The organism is Flavobacterium cheongpyeongense, assembly GCF_003202435.1.
GTDB lineage: Bacteria > Bacteroidota > Bacteroidia > Flavobacteriales > Flavobacteriaceae > Flavobacterium > Flavobacterium cheongpyeongense.
On sequence record NZ_QJHK01000008.1, the window covers coordinates 1 to 23,510 of the forward strand.

General features: G+C 31.8%; 19 protein-coding genes. 5 read left to right on the plus strand and 14 right to left on the minus strand.

The window, feature by feature from the left end:
- Nucleotides 1–287 precede the first annotated feature (287 nt).
- Together DMB65_RS10540 and DMB65_RS10550 are read left to right on the plus strand one after the other, a co-directional pair.
- The gene (locus DMB65_RS10540) at nt 288–872 is read left to right on the plus strand and encodes an RNA polymerase sigma factor (RefSeq protein WP_110306616.1); all 585 of its coding nucleotides are present in this window, start codon (nt 288–290) and stop codon (nt 870–872) included.
- A gap of 704 nt (nt 873–1,576) precedes the next feature.
- Nucleotides 1,577–2,641 carry a tetratricopeptide repeat protein gene (locus tag DMB65_RS10550; RefSeq protein WP_230470647.1) on the plus strand — a complete coding sequence of 355 codons (1,065 nt, stop codon included), beginning with the start codon at nt 1,577–1,579 and terminating at the stop codon, nt 2,639–2,641.
- A gap of 53 nt (nt 2,642–2,694) precedes the next feature.
- Here DMB65_RS10550 and DMB65_RS10555 read toward each other — a convergent pair whose 3' ends face one another.
- On the minus strand, nt 2,695–3,384 hold the full coding sequence (locus DMB65_RS10555; protein ID WP_110306618.1) for an endonuclease III domain-containing protein: 690 nt from the start codon (nt 3,382–3,384) through the stop codon (nt 2,695–2,697).
- 227 nt (nt 3,385–3,611) lie between these two features.
- Here DMB65_RS10555 and bcp point away from each other — a divergent pair, with 227 nt between their 5' ends.
- Complete coding sequence (gene bcp, locus DMB65_RS10560) at nt 3,612–4,064, plus strand: thioredoxin-dependent thiol peroxidase (protein ID WP_110306619.1); 453 nt, start codon at nt 3,612–3,614, stop codon at nt 4,062–4,064.
- A gap of 185 nt (nt 4,065–4,249) precedes the next feature.
- On the opposite strand, the gene DMB65_RS10565 is transcribed toward bcp, so the two are convergent.
- From DMB65_RS10565 to DMB65_RS10605, 9 genes are all read right to left on the minus strand, one after another.
- Nucleotides 4,250–6,967: a DNA gyrase/topoisomerase IV subunit A gene (locus DMB65_RS10565; protein WP_110306620.1), complete on the minus strand. Its 2,718-nt coding sequence runs from the start codon at nt 6,965–6,967 to the stop codon at nt 4,250–4,252.
- Nucleotides 6,968–6,979: 12 nt separating this feature from the next.
- Nucleotides 6,980–8,668: a DUF262 domain-containing protein gene (locus DMB65_RS10570; RefSeq protein ID WP_110306621.1), complete on the minus strand. Its 1,689-nt coding sequence runs from the start codon at nt 8,666–8,668 to the stop codon at nt 6,980–6,982.
- Nucleotides 8,665–9,738 (minus strand): hypothetical protein, encoded by a 1,074-nt coding sequence (locus DMB65_RS10575; protein WP_123955321.1) that lies wholly within the window; start codon nt 9,736–9,738, stop codon nt 8,665–8,667. Before DMB65_RS10575 ends, DMB65_RS10570 begins: the two co-directional genes overlap by 4 nt.
- Entirely contained in the window at nt 9,735–10,952 is a 1,218-nt protein-coding gene (locus DMB65_RS10580) for an AAA family ATPase (RefSeq protein ID WP_110306623.1), read from the minus strand. Before DMB65_RS10580 ends, DMB65_RS10575 begins: the two co-directional genes overlap by 4 nt.
- A gap of 263 nt (nt 10,953–11,215) precedes the next feature.
- Entirely contained in the window at nt 11,216–13,084 is a 1,869-nt protein-coding gene (locus DMB65_RS10585) for a DNA topoisomerase IV subunit B (protein WP_110306624.1), read from the minus strand.
- A 159-nt stretch (nt 13,085–13,243) separates the two neighbouring features.
- Nucleotides 13,244–14,422 (minus strand): nicotinate phosphoribosyltransferase, encoded by a 1,179-nt coding sequence (gene pncB, locus DMB65_RS10590; protein ID WP_110306625.1) that lies wholly within the window; start codon nt 14,420–14,422, stop codon nt 13,244–13,246.
- Between the two features lie 86 nt (nt 14,423–14,508).
- Nucleotides 14,509–15,486: a transglutaminase domain-containing protein gene (locus DMB65_RS10595; protein WP_110306626.1), complete on the minus strand. Its 978-nt coding sequence runs from the start codon at nt 15,484–15,486 to the stop codon at nt 14,509–14,511.
- A complete protein-coding gene (locus DMB65_RS10600) occupies nt 15,486–16,013 on the minus strand; it encodes an NADPH-dependent FMN reductase (protein WP_110306627.1) in 528 nt (175 codons plus the stop codon). Before DMB65_RS10600 ends, DMB65_RS10595 begins: the two co-directional genes overlap by 1 nt.
- A 141-nt stretch (nt 16,014–16,154) precedes the next feature.
- Nucleotides 16,155–17,612 carry a TonB-dependent receptor gene (locus DMB65_RS10605; RefSeq protein ID WP_110306628.1) on the minus strand — a complete coding sequence of 486 codons (1,458 nt, stop codon included), beginning with the start codon at nt 17,610–17,612 and terminating at the stop codon, nt 16,155–16,157.
- Nucleotides 17,613–17,703: 91 nt separating this feature from the next.
- On the opposite strand from DMB65_RS10605, the gene DMB65_RS10610 reads away from it, so the two are divergent.
- The gene (locus DMB65_RS10610; protein ID WP_110306629.1) at nt 17,704–18,468 is read left to right on the plus strand and encodes an MBL fold metallo-hydrolase; all 765 of its coding nucleotides are present in this window, start codon (nt 17,704–17,706) and stop codon (nt 18,466–18,468) included.
- A gap of 12 nt (nt 18,469–18,480) precedes the next feature.
- A complete protein-coding gene (locus DMB65_RS10615) occupies nt 18,481–18,984 on the plus strand; it encodes a hypothetical protein (RefSeq protein ID WP_110306630.1) in 504 nt (167 codons plus the stop codon).
- A gap of 63 nt (nt 18,985–19,047) precedes the next feature.
- Here DMB65_RS10615 and DMB65_RS10620 read toward each other — a convergent pair whose 3' ends face one another.
- The 4 genes from DMB65_RS10620 to DMB65_RS10635 all read right to left on the minus strand — a co-directional run bounded on the left by DMB65_RS10620 (nt 19,048) and on the right by DMB65_RS10635 (nt 23,374).
- Nucleotides 19,048–19,692 (minus strand): alpha/beta hydrolase, encoded by a 645-nt coding sequence (locus tag DMB65_RS10620; RefSeq protein WP_110306773.1) that lies wholly within the window; start codon nt 19,690–19,692, stop codon nt 19,048–19,050.
- A 94-nt stretch (nt 19,693–19,786) separates the two neighbouring features.
- Complete coding sequence (locus tag DMB65_RS10625) at nt 19,787–20,113, minus strand: hypothetical protein (protein ID WP_110306631.1); 327 nt, start codon at nt 20,111–20,113, stop codon at nt 19,787–19,789.
- A 5-nt stretch (nt 20,114–20,118) separates the two neighbouring features.
- Nucleotides 20,119–21,375: a dihydroorotase gene (locus tag DMB65_RS10630; RefSeq protein ID WP_110306632.1), complete on the minus strand. Its 1,257-nt coding sequence runs from the start codon at nt 21,373–21,375 to the stop codon at nt 20,119–20,121.
- Nucleotides 21,376–21,442: 67 nt separating this feature from the next.
- Nucleotides 21,443–23,374 carry a vWA domain-containing protein gene (locus DMB65_RS10635; RefSeq protein WP_110306633.1) on the minus strand — a complete coding sequence of 644 codons (1,932 nt, stop codon included), beginning with the start codon at nt 23,372–23,374 and terminating at the stop codon, nt 21,443–21,445.
- Nucleotides 23,375–23,510: the final 136 nt, after the last annotated feature.

The following is a 23,510-nucleotide window of genomic DNA, read 5'->3' on the forward strand; positions in this document are numbered from 1 at the left end:
TTATATTTTCCATTTATTGAATTCTAATGACAATACTAAAAAACAAGCTAAAGCAAGATAGAACCTCGTTAAGTATCTAAAAATATACAATATTTAACAAAACGAAATTATTTATCGGACAACAATGAATTTTATTATTAATTATTATCTTATTCATTTGCTTTTTAAAATAAAAATTTGTTAAATTTGGACTGATTATTAACAAACTCAAAAAAACAGGCCTATACAATAAAACTACTTTTTAGAAAATTACTCCAAATTTTAAACTAAACTAAAAAAGTAGTATTATGGCTGATCTGCATATTCCTGACGCTCTATTGGTTAAAAATTATGTTGAAGGCAATGAAAATGCTTTAGCAACATTAATAAAAAGGCATGAATCCAAAATTTATGGATTCATATATTCAAAGATTGCTGATAGAGACATTTCAAATGATATTTTTCAGGACACTTTCATTAAAGTTATTAAAACTTTAAAATCCAATTCATATAACGAGGAAGGTAAATTTTTACCATGGGTAATGCGGATTTCACATAATTTAATTGTGGATCACTTTCGTAAAACCAAAAAAATGCCAATGTATAGAGAAACTGAAGAGTTTTCTATTTTTTCTGTTATGTCTGATGATTCTTTAACGATTGAAGGAAAAATGATTTTAGATCAGGTAGAATTAGATCTAAAAAAACTAATTCTGGAGCTTCCAGAAGATCAAAAAGAAGTATTAATGATGCGAATGTATCAGGATATGAGTTTCAAGGAAATCTCTGAACTGACTGGAGTAAGTATAAATACAGCATTAGGAAGGATGCGCTATGCATTAATGAATTTAAGAAAAATTATTGAAAAGCATCAAATTATTTTAACCAACTAATACTATTTTGAGTAATGGCTCGTTATATTACTATAAAACATTTTCATAGTATGGCGAAAATTTACTCTAAGAAAGCATTAGCTTCTAAAGACTTAAAACCCAAAAAGGAGGTCATTTCTTTTTTGCTAAGTTATTCACAAGCATTAAAAGTTGTGAAAATCGATAATAAAAGTTTTGAGATCATAGCTAATTAAGCAGCCCACTACTTTGTCGGATGTTTATTCGAAAAAAACCAAATTGGTCGTTTTTGTTGAAAGCTCACTATCTGTATACAAATACAAATAGTGAGTTTTTTTTTGAATTACTTTTATTCATAATGAACTATTATTTGACGTTTAATCCGCAATGCAGTAAAATGGACATTATTATAAGTTAATATTTGTTTTAATGATTTGTTTAAAAAAATAGTTTGTATTTTATTTGTGTATTCGTTTTTTAATTCTATTTTAGATAAAAATTAATTTTTTTGTATAAAAAAAGTTAATTTAAAAAACATTTATAATTTAAATATTGTTAAAAATTTGTTTTTAATCATTTAAAAAAAATGTTTAACCCTCTAAAATAAGTTGATATGATAAAAAACTACCCTAGTTATTTCATTTAGTTTGATAACCATGCGAATCTCTCTACGATTCCAGTTAATACCATTTTAGCAACGAGATGCTTATCAAAAATCTATTTTAACAATCAAACTAATCCAAAACATGAAATTAAAATTTATAATGTTATCAATAGTATTGATAAATGTTGGAGTATATTCTCAAAAGTCTCAAATAAAAGATGCTCAGTCCTTGTTTGAAAAAGGAAAATCAGAAGAGGCAATTGTAATTTTAAAGAAAAACGAATATCTCATTCTGAATGCACCAGATGAAGAAAAATCTGAATTTTATTTTTTAAAAGGGAATGTATTAAAAGATTTGGCCATCAGGAACATAGATGCTGCCACTAATTTTTCTGATGCATCACAGTCCTATCAGGATGTAATTTTATACGAAAATGAATCTGGAAAATACAAATTTTCAGTAAAAGCAAATTTGGCATTAAAGGATATGAAATCAAAATTGGTGAATGGTGCCACAGAAGATTTTAAAGCAGGTAATTTCAAAGAAAGTGCTGAAAAGAGTTATAAAGTATATTTATTTGATAAAAAAGATACATTAAATTTGTATAATGCTGCTGCTGCTTATTTAAATGCAAAAGAATATAATCTGGCAATTCAGCATTATGAGCAGTTAAAAAAAATTAATTTTTCAGGAAACGGCATTATCTATTATGCCACTAACAAAAAAACAAAAGAAGAAGATGCTTTTATCTCTCCAAAAGCACGTGAATCCTATATCCAGGAAGGGCTTTACGAGAAACCGAGAAACGAAGCGATACCTTCCAGAAAATTCGATGTCAACAGAAACTTAGCATATGCTTACTTAGAGAAAAAAGATTTTATAAAAGCTGAAGCTGTCTATAATTACCTTATAGAGCTAAATCCTAATTTTATTGATTCTTATATTAATCTGGCATATTTAAAACTTCAGTCGAAAAAAGAATTAACAGATAAGATAGATGCTTTAGGTAATTCTAAAAAAGAAATGCTGGAATATGATAAGCTAACGGCAAAAAAAGATGATATAATAAGGAGTGCAATTCCGTATCTTCAAAAGGCATTGTCAATTGAACCAAAAAATCAGGAAGTAATAAAAACACTCTTAGGGATTTACCGTTCTCTTGATATGACAAAAGAGTATGATGCGCTAAAAGCGGCCAGTAACTAAAAATAGGAAATAAAAAACACAAAGGTTTTAAAATAAATAAAAGCGTTGTGTTTTTATTCGTTTTTAATTCTGTCAATGGAACGGTGTTGAATGAAACTTTTACTCATCTCTTTAATAATAGATTTTTTGCCAATAGTTCTCGTAATGATATCTTTTTCCAGACTCCAGCCTCTTGCAGGTGAATATTCACGGCCATACCAGATAATTTGTAGATGAAGGTCATTCCATAATTCTCTGGGAAATAATCTTTTTGCATCTTTTTCCGTCTGAGCCACATTTTTACCGTTCGAAAGATTCCATCTGTACATCAATCGGTGAATATGAGTGTCAACAGGAAAAGCAGGAACACCAAAAGCCTGAGACATGACAACACTTGCTGTTTTGTGTCCAACTGCCGGCAAAGCTTCGAGAGCCTCAAAACTCTGAGGAACCTCTCCATTGTGTTTATCAATCAAAATATGCGACAAACCATGAATTCCTTTCGATTTCATAGGTGATAGCCCGCAGGGGCGAATAATTTCCTTAATTTCCTCAACAGACATTTTAATCATATCATACGGATTATCAGCCTTATCAAATAATAAAGGAGTAATTTGGTTCACCCGAACATCTGTGCATTGTGCTGAAAGCAAAACGGCAATTAATAAAGTATAAGGATCTTTATGGTCAAGTGGAACAGGTATAGTAGGGTAGAGTTCTTTTAACGTATTTATAACAAATTGTACTCGGGCTTCTTTATTCATTTCCGTATTTTTAGAGCTGTAAAAATAGTATAATTTTTATGTTGTGCCTAATCCGGTTTTCCGTTCCAACTCCTCATTGTGTCAGTACCATTTTTAAGTATTTGCAAGAGCTTCCGCTGGTCGCTTTGCCAATACAAAAAATGTAAACTGCCACAACTCTGGGGTTTTTACTGCAACCCGGGGCATAAAAAAAAATAATTAACAATTGATAATTAACAATTTAAGAGATGACAACATTACAAAAAGGCGATAAAGCTCCAGATTTTTCAGGAATCGATCAGGACGGAAAAACACATGCATTGGCAGATTATGCCGGAAAAAAATTGGTAGTTTTCTTTTATCCAAAAGCCAGTACGCCAGGCTGCACGGCAGAAGCCTGTGATTTAAGGGATAATTTTGAGCGTTTTAAAGCTAATAATTACGAAATTCTAGGTGTAAGTGCTGATAGCCAGAAAGCACAATTAAAATTCAAAGACAAATATGAATTCCCTTTTCCGTTATTGGCAGATGAAGACAAATCGGTAATTAATGCGTTTGGTGTTTGGGGGCCTAAAAAGTTCATGGGGAAAGAATATGACGGCATCCACAGAACAACCTTTATAATTGATGAAAACGGAATTATCGATGAGGTTATTTCTCAGGTCAAAACAAAAGAACATGCAGCACAAATCCTGAAATAGGTTTTAGTTAAAGAGGCTGTCCGAAAAGTAAAAACCTGAAAATTATTAATATTTTTCAGGTTTTTTTTATTGACTATATATCAGTAAAAACTCTTTTAGAAGATATTTTTTCAATAAATTATCATTGAAATAAAGAAATATAATAATTTCTTTTACTTTTCCGACAGCCTCTATGTATCATTTTATTATTCTAAAACCAAACCAATCTGGCCATCATCATCCAGTTCTGTTTCGACCGGATTATCTTCTGAGATCTCTGGTTTTTCCGGGACTTCTTCAACGGGTTCCTCGTAAGGCAGCGGATCTAACAAATTAACTTGTCTTAATTTGTCAGTTGTCAACTGATTTCCTAAAGCTTTAAACCCTTTTACGGCTATAAAATCTTCAACATCAATATGTAGATCTTCTTTCTGAACTCCTTTTACTTTAGCAAAAACCAATTGTGCCACAGGACGGTAATCTGTCGAAACGATTTCTAACTGCGAATTTGGATGGTCGGTAATAAAACTTTCTTCTTTACCTTCATTTTCAACAAGGAAACGTTTTAAGAAATATCGCTCTTTTTCACCATCATAATAAATTGCGGAAATTGGTTTCTTAGGTTTCCATTTTTCCAGAATAATCATATCTTCTTCAAAATGAGTAGAAAGTTCCGGAATAATCACTTTTAGTTTTCCGGACTGACTGATTACCAGAATTTTGTCTGTAGGTTTGAATTCGCCAAGCAATTCGCCTCTGCCGTCAACATTTAAACGTTTTACAGTATCATCAAACCATACTTTTCTTGGCAGTAAAGTCGAAATTCCTTTTTCTTTTAGCTCGATTTTCTTAATTGGATATTTAGTGACCAGATTTCCTTTTGAAGCACGTCCTTTAATAGCTAACTTGGCAAAATCAATATCAAATTTCAGTTTTTTAATCGTTCCAATCTGGCGTAGCAAAATAGTTACAACTTCAGCTTCACCATTCGGATTATGTGAAAAATAAACCACCTGCGAACCATTTGTGCCATTTGTCAAATCGTAAGGTTTATCACGTGTAACTCCCGTAACATTAAAACGTTTTATATATGAAGGACCTGATTTTCCATCACGATACATCATATTATAAATCGTACGTTTATCACTCTTATCAAATACGGCAACATGTATAATATCTTTTCCGATAAAGGTTTTAGAATCAACTTTTGTGATCATCATTTTACCGTCACGTAAAAAGACAATTACATCATCAATATCAGAACAATCGGCTACGTATTCGTCTTTCTTTAAGCTTGTTCCTACGAATCCTTCTTCACGGTTAACGTATAATTTAGTATTTCTTAAAACTACTTTTGTGGCTTCCACATTATCAAAAACACGAAGTTCTGTCTGGCGTTCGCGGCCTTTTCCGTATTTTTCTTTTAGTTTGGTGAAGTAAGCAATAGCAAAATCGGTAAGATGTTCCAGATTGTGTTCTACCTCTTTCATTTCATCTTCTAATCTCGCAATCAAATCATCTGCTTTGTCAGAGTCGAAACGGGTAATTCGAATCATCGGAATCTGAGTCAGTCTTTGCAAATCATCGTCGTTTATTTCTCTGACAAATGATTTTTTGAAAGGCTCAAATCGGTCATACAAATATTTGTAAAGAGATTCTCTGTCTCCGTATAGTTTGAAGTCAATGTACATTTCTTCGCGGATGAAGATTTTTTCTAAAGTAGAAAAATGCCATTTATTTTTTAATTCTTCTAACTGGATTTCTAATTCCTGACGAAGCAGATCAACCGTTCTGTGGGTTGATATTTTCAACATTTCCGAAACTCCGATAAACAACGGTTTGTTGTCTTCAATCACACAGCCTAAAGGTGCTACAGAAGTTTCGCAGGCTGTAAAGGCAAACAACGCATCAATCGTTTTATCAGGAGAAACACCCGGAAAAAGATGAATCAGAATCTCGACTTCAGCTGCAGTGTTGTCTTCAATTTTCTTGATTTTGATTTTGCCTTTTTCATTGGCTTTCAAAATACTGTCAATTAAACTCGAGGTATTAGTAGAAAACGGAATCTGCGTTATCACCAGTGTATTTTTATCTAACTGCGAAATTTTAGCACGCACGCGTACACGCCCGCCACGCATTCCATCATTGTAATTCGAAACGTCTGCAATACCAGCAGTCATAAAATCTGGATAGAGCGTAAACGGTTTTCCTTTTAAGATTTTAATCGACGAATCAATTAATTCATTAAAGTTATGTGGTAAAACTTTTGTTGATAAACCAACCGCAATCCCTTCTGCTCCCTGTGCCAAAAGCAATGGAAATTTTACAGGAAGATTGTTTGGTTCTGCACGACGGCCATCATACGAAACACCCCAATCGGTAATTTTTGGAGAATATAAAACCTCCAAAGCAAATTTAGACAAACGTGCTTCAATGTAACGAGAAGCTGCTGCTCCGTCTCCCGTTAGGATATTTCCCCAGTTTCCCTGGCAGTCAATCAGTAAATCTTTTTGACCAATTTGCACCATGGCATCACCAATACTCGCATCTCCGTGAGGGTGATACTGCATGGTGTGACCAACGACATTCGCAACTTTATTATAACGACCGTCATCCAGTTCTTTTAAAGAGTGCATAATACGACGCTGAACAGGTTTAAAACCGTCCTCAATAGCTGGAACTGCACGTTCCAGAATTACGTATGAAGCATAATCCAGAAACCAGTCTTTGTACATACCGGTTACTTTCGTAATCACGTCTTCTCCTTCTTCTTCCTGATTTTCGTAAAAATGCTGTCCTTCAAAATGCTTGGCATCTACATCGATAATTTCGTCATCTCCTTCTTGATTTTCATCAAGCGGATTTTCATCAGAATTATTTTCGTCGTCGTTTGGAATTATGTTATCGTCTTCTTCGTCTTTCATATAATTAAATGCTTAAAACGGAAAATAGTTATGATCTAAATTTAATTTTTCTACAAAGCTTTTTTCAGCTGCAGTAATCAAACTTTCTCTTTCAGATAAAACATTTTCTACATTTTTCTCTTTATATTCATTTATCATCTTTTCATCTATAAATAAATTATCTAATTCATTTACAAATGTTACATCCAATAAGTATGATAAATCCTTTGTTTTCTTTTTAATTAGTGATTTAAATCTTCTTTTTTCAGAATCATTATCAATTTTATCTAGTTTTACAATAATATTATAATTATCCAAGTTAAAAAAAGGTGAAAATTCAAATGTATGGGATAATAATTTTGATATTTTATAACCTTCTACTTCCTCGAAATTAATTTTATTAAAATTGTTTGAGTAATTTAACAAAAATAAAATATATGTTTTTGCTCTTACAGAGCCTAATGTTATTTTATTAGGTAAGTCAGGAACTACAAATTTAACACTAGGTTTATCATTAAATAATGGATTATCGATTTTCCCTTTTGCAAATTCTTGAAAAACCCTAAAAGCTTCTTTTCTTTTAGCAGGATTATATATTGTAAAATAATTTGAAAATGAAGTAATCCAAAACCATTCTTTCAATTTTTCTATTTGTGTAGGACTTGGTTCATCAACATAATTAAAAAATTCTACTAAGAATATAAATTGCATTCCTGCCGGAAGCAGTTTACCATCAACAACTAATAATTCTTCAAATAAAAATTTAGTTGCCTTTATGATACTTTTTGCTGTTTTTTGAACTACTTCAACAAATTCAGGTTTTTTTGACAAAGTAATTACATCTGTTTTTTTATTGTCTAAATATAGAGTCCCGAAAGAACTTTGAATACTTCTAAAAACTAGTTCTCTTGTTGCAGTTTCTCTTGGTTTTTTATCATAAAAATTAAACTGTTCTAATTCTTCAAGTACCTCATCAATAAGAGTCCCTAATCTAAAACTATTGGTATATGTTTTTGCAGATAATATCCAATCTGGCGAAATTGGTTTTCCTTCTTTATTCAAAAGAGTAAATATATCAATAGCTTCTTGTAATTCACCTCCTTCTATTTCAATAGATGGTAATTTATAATCTGTAAAAGAAGTATTTAATCTTTTTAATCTATTAATGAATATTTCTGCAATTTCATTATTTTCAACTTCCTTATAAATTTTTTCACTTTGTGTAATAACATCAAAATTATCCAAGATTATATATATTGGAACTATAAAACTTTCTCGGTCTTTATCAACACCTCTAAAAGTTTCGAATTCTTCAGAATCAAGATTATAAAAAATCTTAAAAGTATTATCGTAAACCTTTTTATTTAAAATAAAATTTGAATTTTTTGATGGATTTATTAAACAACCGAAAAGTGTAGAAATTCTTTGATACCCATCTAGCACGTATTGACAATTTATTTTTTCGAATGCTACTTTTTGAGTTTCATCTAATTCATAAGGCCCAATATCTTTAGTGATTCCAAACTTTTCAATTGGTTTCCAAAATAAGAAAGAACCAATTGGATAATTTTTTTTTATACTTTCTAATAAGTTAATAACATTATCTAATTCCCAAATAAAATCTCTTTGAAATTCAGGTATTTGTATCTCTCCATTGGAAATTTTCCTAATATAATAATCAAAACCCTTGATTGTAGTTTCTAAACTTAATATGGTACTCATAACAAACTATTTATTGAGTCAAAGATAGTTTGCAACTCATTAGAACCACACCTATCGTTTAATGTTTTTTTATTTATAACAGAAGATTCTAAAAATAACTTAGGAAAAGCATTTTTGAAACGTCTTTCTTCACTCTCAATATTTTGTCTAGTATCTCTATATTTCATTCCATTTTGCAAAAACTCATAATTGACCGTAAGCTGATTTCTATATAGTTCTTGTGCATCATTTGGTAAGTCATCAAATGAATCATGTCCTGAATATTTTAAAAAATTTCTTTGAGACTCAGATAAATTGAAATATACATCAATCCATTTTACACATTGAATATCATTTTGATCAGAACTTGCTGACTTCGCATTTTTTATTTCTGATAAAACTTCGTTAGGCATGTAATTTTCCATTGCTCTTTTTTCCAGAATATGAAAATTGACATCAATAGTTTCTAAATATTCAATGAGATTAATATAATCTTGTTTAATATTTTGATTTTCATAATCTTTATCACTATCTAAAATTACAAAAGCTTGATAATATTTTTTTAGCTCGGCATTATTTTGAGCAGCTAAATTCTCAAATGAATTTAATCTACCTTTAATTAAATTTTTAACATTCCCACACCCACCAGCATTATCAAATTGAATCCATCGATTTTTTACGCAATCAGTAAGGTATTTATCTTCAGTATTATCAAAATGAAATATTATTGACTTAATAAAATTCTCATCATTTTTATTGTTTTCTAATATAATCCAAAATGGTTCCTTCAGCAATACAATTGCTTCATCTAAATTAAAAATATCTTTTCTTATTTGATTTGATACCATATATTTTATCTCTGGATTATCTTCGTAAAAATATTGTTTAAATGAATCTTCTAAAAATTCTTTATCTATTGAATCCAATTTTTCAAAAAGATCTGTATTGGAAATTAAGTCATATTCTACGTAAACCTTTGCTTTAGTATTATTAGACATAAAAGGTCTTTCAGATATAATTCCTAAAAGAAATATGATTTTTTTATAATTATCTAAAGTAAAAATATCACTCTTAATTTCTACCCACATCATGATTGTTTTTGAGCATTTTTAATAGCAATTAACTCGTCTAAAGATTCACTAAAAATCTTTTTCGGCCAATTTTTAACATTCCCATTACGATCAACAAAAACTTCTTCTAAAACACTTTCATTATTTTGTTCATCATAATTTATGTAATAAATTTTAATTTTTTCCTCTGTAAAAAAAGCATACTTTCCTTCAGCAATTAACCTTCGCAATCTTAAAATAAAATTTTCAGAATGAGTTTCAATCAAATAGTTTTTATTATTGTTCTCTAAGGAACTTACAAATAATTCTGCTAAATGTCCATGTGCAGAAGGATGTAAGTGCAATTCTGGCTCTTCAATAATTGTTAACATTGGCTTTTCTACATTCATAAAAGCTCTTGTAACTAATGGCAAAATTTGTCCCATCCCTTGTCCAACAAATTTCAAACTTACACTTGTTTTTCGTGGTATTTTTCTCTCTAAATCAAAATAATACAAATTCCTCTTAGAATCACTACTATCAATATTTATTCCCCAGCCCTCAAAATTGTTTTTATACCAGTTTGTAATTTTAGAAAGCAATAATTTATCGTCATTCAAAAAATCATTAACAAGTATTGAATAGGATTGTTCTCCTCTAATGCCAACTTTTTCAATAATTTTATCTTTTGGTTTTTCATACCCCTTGTTATCAGGAATTATTCTATAGGCACCTATGTAATCAAAATTAAAATTAAAATCATCTAATTTTGGGATATTAATATCTAGATTATTAATAATTTCTATTAGCAAAATTCCTTTAAAAATACAATCTAACTCAATAGAGCTTTTAACATCTTCATAAATTCTTTTAGAAAAATTAAATTTTAATTCTAGTTCATCATTATAATTCCAATAACTAATCATCGAAGAAAAAGTATCATTTTCTTCTTTTATTAATGTTAAACTGAATTTTAAAAATTTAGTATTATTATCTATTCTAAATATTAAATCGCCACTTGCTGATTTTTCATAAATTAAATCTCGAATTTCAGTTCCTAATTCAATTCCTTCATTTTCCCAACGAACAGGTTCATCAAATTCTCCACTTAAACTTCCTGATATCAAAGTTGGTAACTTTGCAACAGCACTTTTTCCACTATTATTCTTCCCAATCAAAATCGTAATTGGTTTTAATTCTAGCGTTTGCTCTTCTTTAAAAAGCTTATAATTTTTAAACGATATTTTATTTATCATTTTGTTTGTTTTTTATTAAAGCCGGTTAGATTATATATCACATATAATTAAAACTAGCTTATATAATTAAATTTTAAATTTCGTCAACACTGTTAACGAAATTCAAATATCAAAAGCCGCATTTATTACTTAAATTTTTATTTAACCTAAATGTTTTCAATTGTATTCTGACTTTTTTTATAATTTTTAATTAAGACATAAGTGATTGCAAAACTTACAATAAACACTAATGCTGCATAAATTAATTTCTTCTTTTCCATTTTTTATATTTCTTCCAGTTCGTCAATTTCCACCTTCAGATTCTTGATAATAAAATCTTGTCTGTCTGGTGTATTTTTCCCCATATAAAAAGACAACAATTGCTCAATCGAGGTATTTTTATCCATCATAATGGGGTCAAGGCGAATGGTATCTCCAATGAAATTTTTAAACTCATCCGGAGAAATTTCTCCTAAACCTTTAAATCGCGTGATTTCCGGCTTTGGCTTTAGCTTTTCGATGGCATCTTTTCTTTCTTCTTCCGAATAACAGTAAATGGTTTCTTTCTTGTTTCGAACCCTGAAAAGCGGTGTTTGTAAAATATACAAATGTCCTTCTTTGATCAATTCCGGAAAAAACTGAAGGAAAAATGTAATCAATAACAAACGAATGTGCATACCGTCGACATCGGCATCGGTTGCGATTACGATATTGTTGTATCTCAATTTTTCTAATCCGTCTTCGATATCTAATGCAGCTTGCAGTAAATTGAATTCTTCGTTTTCATACACAATTTTTTTTGTCATTCCGTAGGAATTCAAAGGTTTACCACGCAAACTAAAAACGGCTTGAGTATTTACGTCACGCGATTTTGTGATTGATCCGGAAGCGGAGTCTCCCTCAGTAATAAAAAGCGTACTTTCTAAGTTTCTTGGGTTTTTTGTATCCGGAAGATGTGCGCGGCAGTCTCTTAGTTTTTTATTGTGAAGATTGGCTTTCTTAGCACGATCTGTAGCCAATTTTCTAATTCCGGATAATTCTTTACGCTCTCTTTCGGCTTGCAATATTTTACGTAACAAGGCTTCGGCAGTCGGCGGATTTTTATGTAAATAATTGTCTAATTTGGTTTTGATAAAATCGTTTACAAAAGTACGAACAGAAACCGGTTGTGTTCCGTCATCAGAACCCATGTCGGTTGAACCTAATTTGGTTTTGGTCTGAGACTCAAAAACCGGTTCCATCACCTTAATACTAATCGCACTTACGATTGATTTACGTACATCAGATGCTTCAAAGTTTTTGTTGTAAAATTCCCGAATGGTTTTTACAATTGCTTCTCTGTAAGCGGCTAAGTGCGTTCCTCCTTGTGTGGTGTTCTGACCGTTTACAAAAGAGTGGTATTCTTCGCTGTATTGTGTTTTACTGTGCGTTAAAGCAATTTCGATATCATGATCTTTCAAATGAATGATTGGATATTCTAAATCTTCTTCGTTAATGGTTTCTTCTAATAAATCTCTAAGGCCATTCTCAGAAATATATTTTTCGCCGTTAAAAATAATCGTCAGACCATTGTTTAGATAACAATAGTTTTTGACCATTTTGATGACATATTCTAAACGGAATTTATAATTTTTGAAAATAGTTTCGTCTGGAGTAAATGTAACTTTCGTCCCTTTTCGTTTGGTAGTGTCAATAACATCTTCTTCCTGAACCAGATTTCCGGCAGAGAATTCAGCTGCTTTTTGTTTGTCGTCACGAACAGATTCTACACGGAAATAGTCTGACAAAGCATTTACAGCTTTTGTTCCGACTCCGTTTAAACCAACCGATTTCTGGAAAGCTTTAGAATCGTACTTTCCGCCTGTATTCATTTTGGAAACTACGTCAACTACTTTTCCTAACGGAATTCCACGTCCGTAGTCACGTACTGAAACTGTTTTGTCCTTGATTGTTACTTCAATAGTTTTTCCGGCACCCATAACGAATTCATCGATACAGTTGTCCAGAACTTCTTTTAAAAGAATATAAATACCATCATCCGGTGATGATCCGTCCCCTAATTTTCCGATGTACATACCCGGACGCATACGAATATGTTCCTTCCAATCGAGTGAACGAATGTTATCTTCGTTGTATTGATTTTGCTCTAGCATAAATGAATTAAGGATTTTTGGCTAATGTACCATTTCTGGGTAAAAAATGAAAGCGTATTCTTTTTTTGTTATGAATAATAACAGTTTAAAAGCGATTTAAATTGATTTTAAAATAATACGACGGCTAAAAATATAAAAAATCAGTTATTTTACAAAAAATTAAGATTTAATTCCGAGCACTTGTTTCGCCAGAGCAATCATTTCGGGAGTTCCTGTGTTTTTGTTTTTTTCGTCAGAAAGTTTCACAACACCCTGCCAATGGGTGTTATCGAGTTTTGTATCAGTTAATTTAATCACCATATTCATTGCAGGGAGGCCTACATCGTTTGTGAAATTTGTTCCAATTCCGAAAGACATTTTGATTTTGTCTTTACAGAAATCGGCTATGATTTTAACTTTATCATAATTGAGGGAATCAGAGAAAACAATCGCTTTTGATTTTGGATCAATTCCCATTTTGGTGTAATGTGAAATTACTTTTTGCGCGAACTCTATCGGATCACCGCTGTCGTGCCGAACACCATCAAAGAGTTTGGAGTATTTTTTATCAAACTGGCTAAAAAATATATTTGCAGTATATGTGTCTGTAAGCGCAATTCCTAGATCGCCTCCGTAAACTTGTGTCCAATGTTCCAGACTCATCGAATTGGCCATTTTAAAACCGTATTGGGCGGCATGAAACATAAACCATTCGTGTGCATGTGTCCCTAAAGGTCTTCTGTTATTGATCATCGCAAGATGTACATTGCTGGTTCCTAAAAAACTCTGTCTGCCAAAAGTTTGTAAAGTTTCTATTGCCAAATCATGAACATCGTAAGAATGACGGCGTCTGGTGCCAAATTCTAAAATAGAAACTCCCAGTTTATTATAATTATCAATTTTGCTTTTGGTTCGTTCTTTTATAGCTTCATCATTCAGACGGATTAAATGATTGGATTTATAGAAAAGCTCTGAAATTAAAGCCATCAAGGGCACTTCCCATAAAATAGTACGATACCAATATCCTTCGATTATCACTTTGATTTCTGAGCCTTCCTGGGTAATTTGAACTTCTGACGGATCGTAACTATAGCCCTGCAGAAAATCTAAATAAGTAGGATCAAGATAATGACAGTAGTGTGATAAATAATTCTTTTCATCTTTGGTGAGTTTCAGATCTGCCATCACGTCCACTGATTTTCGAAGTAAATCTGCAAAGCCTTGCGGAAAAATGTGTTTGCCACGATTGATAAAAGCATAACGAACTTTTGCTTTTGGAAAAAGCTTGATTACGGCATGCTGCATTGTAAATTTATAGAAATCATTATCTAAGATCGATTTTAGAAAAATTGTTTCCATAATTCAGGCTGTTAATGTTTTATCAGTAATTGCTAAGTTACGCTAATTACGTAAAATAAGAAAGAGATATAGTTAGCGATTAATAACTACTTAGAAATTACTTTAAAAGAAACAATGCTATACGTATCCAGATAAAATGTGAGATAATCCCCAATAGTATTATCAAAAACAACCTGAAATTCCAAACCGCCTCTTTTTTCTTTTGAGTTCACAATTCGAACAGGCTGATTTTTTTTATTCACGTAATAAAACGGATCGGATTTTGAAATGTTTTTAATCACAAAAGTTATCTTATCACCTTTATTGGCCTCAAGTATTCCGGATTCAGGAGTTATGATTTTATAGTCACCTGAAATTGCTTTGTTGTAAATTAAAGGGCCATTTAGAAATTCGTTCTTATTTAATTTTTTACCAAGAAAAGTACCTGAATCAGGAAAATGTTTGGCAAAAAAGTAATCTGGTTCTGTGTCAAAATACAGAGGGTCAAAATCTTTTACCATTTTGCCTTTGTTGTTGTCATAATAGCCTTGTCCCCAGGTCACATCGATTAAACGCCATTTTTTATCAATTAAAGCGATGTTCCATGCGTGATTTGAACTGGTATTTTTTCGGCCAATATCGATCAGTCTTGTCTTTGAATCACCTTTGACAACTTCCGATTTAATTCCAACTAATGAACTTAAATGCTGAAATAAAAGGGTAAACCCTTCACAAACTGCTTTTTCAGATTTGAAAGCCTTTTGAAGTATTTGGGTATTAAATTCTTGTATTTTTCGTTGTTTTTCATCTTCCGTCCGATAAGAAAAACCCTGTGTTTTTGACGGATTTAAATACGCATTAAAATCATATTCTATATTAAAAGCTATCCAGCTATAAATAGCTCTTGCTTTGTCATAATCAGATTTAAAATCTTTTTCAATTCTTTTTGCTAACTCTTTAGTACTATCAAAGTTGGGGTATTTCAAAACGATATTATCAACAGCATTATATCTTTGAGAGTAGGATGTATGCAGGCAAATGACATTAAAAAAAATAAATGCAAAAATGAATTCTTTAATTTTCATTAATTAAAACTGTTTTTCACAATTGTTTTTAGTTCATTATCGAATTCGGGATTTGAGATTTTATTTTTTTCCAAATCAAAATTAGTATTAAAAGAGGGTAATGAAAACAATCCTTTTACCTGAGCACCATATCTTGGGAAAGCAGTTTTTGCAATTTCCAAAACCGAAGCGCCACCTCTTGCTCCGGGCGAAGTTGCCATCAAAAGCATTGGTTTTTGCTGGAAAACATCTTTAAGGATTCTGGAACTCCAATCGAATACATTTTTAAAAGCAACAGAATAATTTCCATTATTTTCAGCTAGCGAAACAACAAGAATATCGGCACTTTCTATTTTTTTTAGAAATGATTTTGCAAGTTCGTGCTGGCCAATCTCTTTTTCTAAATCAACGCTGAATAAAGGCATGGCAAAATCATTCAAATCTAAAATTTCTATTTCGGCATTTTCAAATTGTTTTGCTGCATAAGTTGCTAAGCGCTTATTGATAGATTGTTGGCTGTTACTTCCTGCAAAGGCTATAATTTTCATGGTTTTATTTTTTATTAAAAGTACTAAAAATTGAATGATAATTTAAAACGCAGAAAATTGAAATAAATTTTAGTGAAAAAGAAAGTCCAAAAAAGATCGATTCTTTTCTGGACTTAATAATTCGAATTAATAAAATTTGATTTAATTCTTTTCTAATGCCTTTTGTGGATGATACCCAAAAAGATGATGTTCTTTTATGATTTCAGCGACTCCCGATGGAAGCATAGGTTCCCATCCTGATATTCCCTGACTAATCATTTTTAATACCTCCCGGGAGAATACATTTAAAATATCAGGATTATAGTCTACAATATCAACTACTTTTCCGTTGAATTTAAAGAATTTATACAATTCTTTCGTTCTAGGATGTACTTTTAGGTTTTCAGAAGTAATAATTTCGCCATCTTCACCAAGCATTGGGTATAAAAATACTTTCATGTCGCGGTAGAATAATTTTCCGAAGGCTTCAAGGATTCCTCCGCTTAAATGGCGGTAATATTTCTCATCAAAAATATCAACTAAATTATTGACACCCATTGCAAGTCCCATACGGGCTTTGGTATAATTAGCAAAATATTCCACCACTTTATAATATTCCTGAAAATTAGAAATCATAACAGTTTGTCCTAATGAGCAAAGCAATTCGGCTCTGTCCATAAAATCACGTTCATCAATTTCACCATCAGAGCGTAAATTAGAAAGTGTGATTTCAAAAATAACAAGTGTATTTTCTTTTTCTACCTTACTTTCATCAAGAAACATTTTTAATGCTTTTTCATACATATCCAGATTTACATTTGTAACCGGGCGAAAACTTCCTCTAAAGGCAAGAAGGTTCTTTTTGTATAAAATAGCTGCCGGCAAAATGTTTTTTCCTTCCGGATTAAACATTACAGCATCGGTCATGCCGTTTTTTACCAATTGTAAACTCATTAAACGGTTGTCAACATCTGCAAAACGCGGCCCTGAGAAATTAATGGTGTCTATTTCGAGCTGATCTTTATCAAGGTGATCGTATAGATAACGAAGCAATCGTTTTGGATCATTGTATTTGTAGAAAGCACCGTAAATCAGGTTAACACCTAAGATTCCTAATGTTTCCTGTTGTAATCTAGCATCAGTTTCTTTAAAACGAATGTGCAGGATAATTTCGTTATAAGCTTCGTCTGGTTCAATCTGGTATCGGATTCCAACCCAGCCATGTCCTTTAAATTGTTTGGCAAAATCTATAGTGGCCACAGTATTAGCATAACTAAAAAAGAGCTTGTTTGGGTGTTTTTCTCTGCTCAAACGTTCTTCAATCAGTTCTCCTTCAAAGGTTAACATTTTTTTGAGTCGATTTTCTGTCACATAGCGCCCATCGCTTTCAGTTCCGTAAACAGCATCACTAAAATCCTTATCGTAGGCAGACATTGCTTTTGCAATTGTTCCTGATGAACCGCCGGATCTGAAAAAATGCCTCACTGTTTCTTGTCCAGCGCCAATTTCTGCAAAAGTTCCGTAAATATTCTCGTTTAAATTAATGCGTAGTGCTTTGTCTTTTATAGAAGGAATCTGAGCGATGACCTTGTCACCTTTGAGTTTTATTTCTGTACCCATTTTATTTTAAATAGATTTGTTACAAAGTTAGTAAATTAGCGTTCTAATGAAAGAGAAATAATCCCTATTTTTGTAAAAAAAACAAGTTCAATTGAAGATCTATTTTTTAGGTACCGGTACTTCTCAGGGTATTCCCATTATTGGAATTGATCACCCTGTTTGTAAGAGCACAGATGCTAAAGACAAAAGGCTTCGTGTGTCGATTTGGATCACATGGGACGAGCATTCGTATGTTGTAGATTGTGGACCTGATTTCAGGCAGCAAATGCTTTCCTGTGGCTGTCGAAAACTCGATGCAATTTTATTTACACATGAACATGCCGATCATACGGCAGGTTTAGATGATATTCGTCCATTTAATTTCAGACAAGGCGAAATTCCGGTTTATGCTCATCAACGCGTTATTGATAATCTTAAACATCGTTTTGACTATGTTTTTGAAACAGTAAATAAATATCCGGGTGCACCAAGTGTAAAAACGATTGAAGTAATCAATGATAAACCTTTTGCTATTGGAGATAAAATGGCTATCCCGATAAATGTAATGCACGGTGATTTGCAGGTTTTTGGATATAGAATCGATGATTTTGCGTATTTAACAGATGTGAAAACCATCGAAAAATCTGAAATTGAAAAATTAAAAAACCTTAAGGTTTTGGTTGTAAATGCCTTGCGGGTAGAACCTCATGATACCCATTTTAATCTGCAGGAGGCACTGGATTTTATCAATTTAGTAAAACCTGAAAAAGCTTATTTAACCCATATCAGCCATGTCTTAGGATTTCATGAAGAAGTGCAGAAGCAACTTCCTGAAAATGTTTTCCTGGCTTATGATAATTTAGAAATCACCATTTAATTATACTTACAAATGAAGAAATCCTTAATGCTTTATCTTTTTTTATTAGCAATTTTAATGAACATTTTTACTTATATGTTTTATAGCAGAGAAGTGAAATTTGAAAAAGAACGATATGAAAAAACTACTAAAAGACTGAGAGATAGTATAGGTTTGGTTTCATCGAAACTGGCAGAATCAAATTATTTCACGTTAGAAAATAATGAAAATGCACAAAATTATTTTGATAAAAGTGCTTCAGGAGGAAAAGTAATTTTATATGAAAAACTGATTCCAATTGTGACGGAGAAATTATTAGATTTAAATACAAATCCAAACGGAAATCCTTATACAGGACAGGATAAAATAGGTCCGAACAAATTTATCATCAATAAAGTAAAAGTTTTAAATCACCGTTGGATTATTGCCGATTTTAGCAATGGAGAAATTTGGGGTGAGGTTTTATTGAAGTATTTTGTCAATGATAATGAATCGATTGATTTTGAGGTGAATCAGTCCTTGTTGTATCAGAAGTAATTTAGTCTCAGTCTCAGTTTTCAGTCGCAAAAAAAACTGAAAACTGAGACTGAAAACCAAATACTAATTAAGCAGCCAACTCTTAAAATCAAAGAAATTTTGTGGCGCAACTCCATGACCAACAGGATATTCTTTATAAGTAACCGGAATATTTAATTTTTCCAAAACAGCAGGGGTTTTTCTCGCCCAATCCACAGGAATTACCTGATCTACAGTTCCGTGTGAAGCAAATATTTTCAGGTTTTTGAAGTCGTTTTTCTCGTAACCTTCCTTGATGATTTCTTCATTAAAATAACCACTCATAGCGACTACTCTCTGGATTTTTTCAGGGTAAGAAAGTGCAACAGCATAACTCAAAATAGATCCCTGACTAAAACCGACCAAGGTTACATGCTCTTCGTCAATTGGATAATTGGCTGTTAATTCATCAATAAATTTACCGATTAAATCGCGTGAAATTTTAGCTTGTTCATTATCTGAAAATTTATTTTGATCAGCATCGAAATTAATGGCATACCAGGCATAAGCGCCATATTGTAAATCATAAGGAGCTCTTGCCGAAATGATATAATAATTATCCGGAAGTTCAGTAGCAAACGAAAACAAATCGGCTTCGTTGCTGCCGTATCCGTGTAATAAAAGTAATAATGGATTTTTGTCTAAAATTATTTTTGGTTCTTGTATTTTATATTCTAAAGATAGATTCATTTCTTTTGGAAGTTTTGAGTTATGGGTTATGAGTTCCTTGTGAAGCCCACTTTTTGTCAAAGGTATTGGAATTTGGAATTTTACTTTTGGAATTTTACCCAATCGATTTAAACCATTTTTGAAATAATTCTCCAACTAACGGAATTGGCCTTGTTTGTCCCTGAATAGCACTAAAGATCCCGTAAGTCCATAATATTGAAATACAAATCCACATTGGGAAAGTAATAAAAAAGCTGTCAAAATTACTAATTATGGCTCCAAAAGAAATAAAAGCCAAAGACAAACCTAATGCCTGACGGATATGAAAAGAAGCAAAACTATTTTTATTTTCGGCGTTCATTGACATCGCAATTAATACTCCAATGATTAAAATATAGCTGGTAATAGCGATTGATTTTCCTTCTTCGATTGAATTATTCATTTTAATTATTTTGTGATAACAAGTTGGTTTTGATTTAAGATTCCATATACAGCTCCTTCACTTTCTGTTCCTAAAAAAGCAGAATTTTTAGATTTTGAAAGAATATTTGCTGTAGTAAAAGTTGATTTTCCCTTTGGTGTAAAGAAAGTAAAATTTGCTTTTGTACCTTCCGCAATTGAATTGTTTTCAATTCCGAAAACAGCTTTTCCTGAAGTTAATTTTTCGATTACCGTTTCTAAAGGCAAAACGGTCAGTAAAGCTCCAAAAGCACTTTCTAGGCCAATAGTTCCGTTTTTGGCGGTATCAAATTCCATTTTTTTGAATTCAATATCAATGGGGTTATGGTCTGAAGTAATCATATCAATTGTTCCGTCTAAAACAGCGTTGATAAGTGCTTTTCTATCGTCTTCAGTTCGTAATGGCGGTGTCACTTTAAAACGTGTATCGAAGCTTTCTAATTTTTCATCCGTCAAAACTAAATGATGTACAGAAACGCTGCAAGTTACTTGTAAACCTTTTGCTTTTGCTTCTTTAATTAGTTCAACTGATTTTGCTGTAGAAATCGTTGGAATGTGAAGTTTGCCTCCCGTATATTCCAGTAAAAATAAGTTTCGGGTAATTTGTAATTCTTCAGCTAAATTCGGGATTCCTTTTAAGCCTAATCGTGTCGAAACAATTCCTTCATTTGCTACTCCGTTTCCTTTAATGTTGGCATCTTGTGAATAAGCAATTACCAGACCATCAAAATCCTGAACATATTGCAAAGCGATTTTTAATAAGTTGGCATTGTCAAGACTCTTGTTGTAATCTCCAAAAGCGATGGCACCTGATTTTTTCATATCAAACAATTCGGCCATATCTTTTCCTTCGCTGGCTTTTGTTAAAGCACCAATAGGAAAAAGTTCTGTAGCAAAACCATTCGCTTTGGTTTTTACGAAATTTACCTGAGACTGATTATCGATTACAGGAAAGGAATTAGGCTGTAAAGCAATGGCTGTAAATCCGCTTTTTGCTGCAACATTCAATCCGTTTGCAATCGTTTCCCTGTCTTCGTAGCCGGGCTCTCCAAAAGAAACACTGCTATCAAACCACCCTTGCGACAGATGCAGACTGTCAAATTTCACTTCGGTTGTATCATCACTTTCAAGAATTGAAACCCCTATTTTTTCTATAAAACCATCTGCTATTAAAAGATCAACAGTCTGGTTATGAAACGGACTTGTTGAATCGATAATTTTGGCGCTTCTGATGATTATTTTCATAATGTAGATTTTTTTTGTCGTAAAATGATTTTTGTAAAATGTAAGACATTCAAAATTATAGTGAAATCTATTTTACAAACTTAATAATGGCCATTTCTAATGCTAAAAATAACAGTGCAAAGATAACAAACCATTTCCAAATCTTGCTGTCTATACGTTCAGTTTGTAAGGTGTTAAATATGGTCGAAATAGTATCGGCGGTTTTAAAATCTGAAACCACATTTGTATTTACCTGACTCAAATCGCTTTCGCTTCGTTTGTAATTGAAACTCAGGTTTTCGACGGATTCTTTTTTATCAAAAACACCGTAATTTCCAGCTGTTTCAGGGAAATCATTGAAGGTTAGTTTTACTTTATTATTTAATATCTGCTGAATCGGAATAAAAGAGTTATCATTTCCTTTTATTTCTAAAATGGCATCTTTGCTCAATAAAACATCCACAAAATAAGGCTGATTAGTACCAATTGCCAAGGCATTTACACCTGTTTTTTGATTGTTTTGTGCCATTTTATAAAAAAGAGGAACGATTAAAGGCGATTGTTGAAAGTTTGAATTTGTTGTATTTATTGGTGCCGAAAAGACGCTAATTCCACCCACAGAATTCGGAATCATGGTTACAAAAGCACTTTGGTCTTCATAAGATAAAACGGTAGGGTATGGGCTTGAAACAGCAAAATAAGAATTTGTTTTTGGATACTGAAAATTGGTAATTTTATTTTCAAAAACTCCTGAAAACAGCGGATGGTCAAAATTAATCTTTGTAATCAGTCTGCTTTCTGTCTTTAGATTATTGAATTGAATTTTTCCAAAATTATTTAAGAAGGAGTTTAGATTTGAAACAGAAGATTTTTCAGAAGGAATCATAACCAGATTCCCGCCTTTAGAAACAAACGCCTTTAAAGTGGTTTGTAAGGCCTGAGGAACTTCAATTAATTCATTCAGAATAATCGTGTTTTGTTTTTCAATACTATTATAGTCTAAACTGCTGATCGAATAATTGTTATAATTGAATTCTGAGGAGGTATAAATTCTGGATAAAAAATTACTTTTTTCAGTTTCCCCGATACTGATAGCATTTGTTTTTTTAGCTTTTGCAATACTGAAAAAAAGTTTGTTATCATAAGCGAGACCGTTATCTTCAATTGTCACATAACCGTGAAAAGCTTCTTTTGGAATTGTAAAGGTGATTTTCTTTTTTTTCTTAGCATCGAAATTAACAATCGTTTTTGCAATCAGCTTGTTTTGATTGTATAAAGCGGTTGAAACTGGTTTGAAATCATCTCCGTATGCAGATAAATTAATTCCTATTTCGTAGAAATTTTCTAAGGTCTGATGAATAAAAACACTGTCAATAGAAATGTTGTTTTTTTGTTCTGCTTCGGAAATTATAAAATAAGGTTTTTCTTCAGAATCAATATTTTTCACATCTTTTTCGGCTAAGCCAATAGCATCGGTAATAATGACAATATCCTTTTTATGTGCCGATTTATGCGCTTTTATCTTTGCCATTATCGTTGAAAGTTCAAATGGAGCTGCACTGTATTTTAGATTTTGAAGTGAACTTTTAGAAGATTTGATGTCCGTATTCCAAAAGTTTTCGGTATTGGTCAACAATGAAAACTGAGTATTTTCGGGTGTGTTTTCTAAGAGTTCCTGAACAGCACGTTTTAATAATTCGCCTTTTTTTCCTTTGGCCTGCATGCTGAAAGAATTGTCCAGAACAATATACATTTCGTTTGATGCATTTTTACGGTCTTTTGCTTCGAAAAAAGGCTGGGCAAAAGCTAAAATAGCACAAGTCAATAATAATAATCGTGTAGCTAATAATAATCTTTTTTTGATTTTAGAGCTCTTGCGGGTCTGTACAGCAAGTTCTTTTAAAAAGCGCACGTTTGTAAAATAAGAAGTTTTAAAACGTCGTAATTGAAATAAATGAACCAAAATTGGAACAATCAATAAGAACAGAAAGTATAGAATTTCGGGGTGTTTAAAATGCATTCAGGCTTTGATTTATTTCACTACATTATATTTTTGCAAATGTGCCTGCCAAAAATACAAATTTGTTGAGAGTTAAAGCCTTTCAAAGCTGGATTTTTTATTCAAAAAAAAATTGAATAATATAACTTTTTAAAAT

Excerpts from the sequence above, each read along its gene's own strand:
- DMB65_RS10540 (WP_110306616.1), top strand. The coding sequence starts at position 288 with ATGGCTGATCTGCATATTCCTGACGCTCTATTGGTTAAAAATTATGTT.
- DMB65_RS10550 (WP_230470647.1), top strand. The coding sequence starts at position 1,577 with ATGAAATTAAAATTTATAATGTTATCAATAGTATTGATAAATGTTGGA.
- DMB65_RS10555 (WP_110306618.1), bottom strand. The coding sequence starts at position 3,384 with ATGAATAAAGAAGCCCGAGTACAATTTGTTATAAATACGTTAAAAGAA.
- bcp (WP_110306619.1), top strand. The coding sequence starts at position 3,612 with ATGACAACATTACAAAAAGGCGATAAAGCTCCAGATTTTTCAGGAATC.
- DMB65_RS10565 (WP_110306620.1), bottom strand. The coding sequence starts at position 6,967 with ATGAAAGACGAAGAAGACGATAACATAATTCCAAACGACGACGAAAAT.
- DMB65_RS10570 (WP_110306621.1), bottom strand. The coding sequence starts at position 8,668 with ATGAGTACCATATTAAGTTTAGAAACTACAATCAAGGGTTTTGATTAT.
- DMB65_RS10575 (WP_123955321.1), bottom strand. The coding sequence starts at position 9,738 with ATGATGTGGGTAGAAATTAAGAGTGATATTTTTACTTTAGATAATTAT.
- DMB65_RS10580 (WP_110306623.1), bottom strand. The coding sequence starts at position 10,952 with ATGATAAATAAAATATCGTTTAAAAATTATAAGCTTTTTAAAGAAGAG.
- DMB65_RS10585 (WP_110306624.1), bottom strand. The coding sequence starts at position 13,084 with ATGCTAGAGCAAAATCAATACAACGAAGATAACATTCGTTCACTCGAT.
- pncB (WP_110306625.1), bottom strand. The coding sequence starts at position 14,422 with ATGGAAACAATTTTTCTAAAATCGATCTTAGATAATGATTTCTATAAA.
- DMB65_RS10595 (WP_110306626.1), bottom strand. The coding sequence starts at position 15,486 with ATGAAAATTAAAGAATTCATTTTTGCATTTATTTTTTTTAATGTCATT.
- DMB65_RS10600 (WP_110306627.1), bottom strand. The coding sequence starts at position 16,013 with ATGAAAATTATAGCCTTTGCAGGAAGTAACAGCCAACAATCTATCAAT.
- DMB65_RS10605 (WP_110306628.1), bottom strand. The coding sequence starts at position 17,612 with ATGGGTACAGAAATAAAACTCAAAGGTGACAAGGTCATCGCTCAGATT.
- DMB65_RS10615 (WP_110306630.1), top strand. The coding sequence starts at position 18,481 with ATGAAGAAATCCTTAATGCTTTATCTTTTTTTATTAGCAATTTTAATG.
- DMB65_RS10620 (WP_110306773.1), bottom strand. The coding sequence starts at position 19,692 with ATGAATCTATCTTTAGAATATAAAATACAAGAACCAAAAATAATTTTA.
- DMB65_RS10625 (WP_110306631.1), bottom strand. The coding sequence starts at position 20,113 with ATGAATAATTCAATCGAAGAAGGAAAATCAATCGCTATTACCAGCTAT.
- DMB65_RS10630 (WP_110306632.1), bottom strand. The coding sequence starts at position 21,375 with ATGAAAATAATCATCAGAAGCGCCAAAATTATCGATTCAACAAGTCCG.
- DMB65_RS10635 (WP_110306633.1), bottom strand. The coding sequence starts at position 23,374 with ATGCATTTTAAACACCCCGAAATTCTATACTTTCTGTTCTTATTGATT.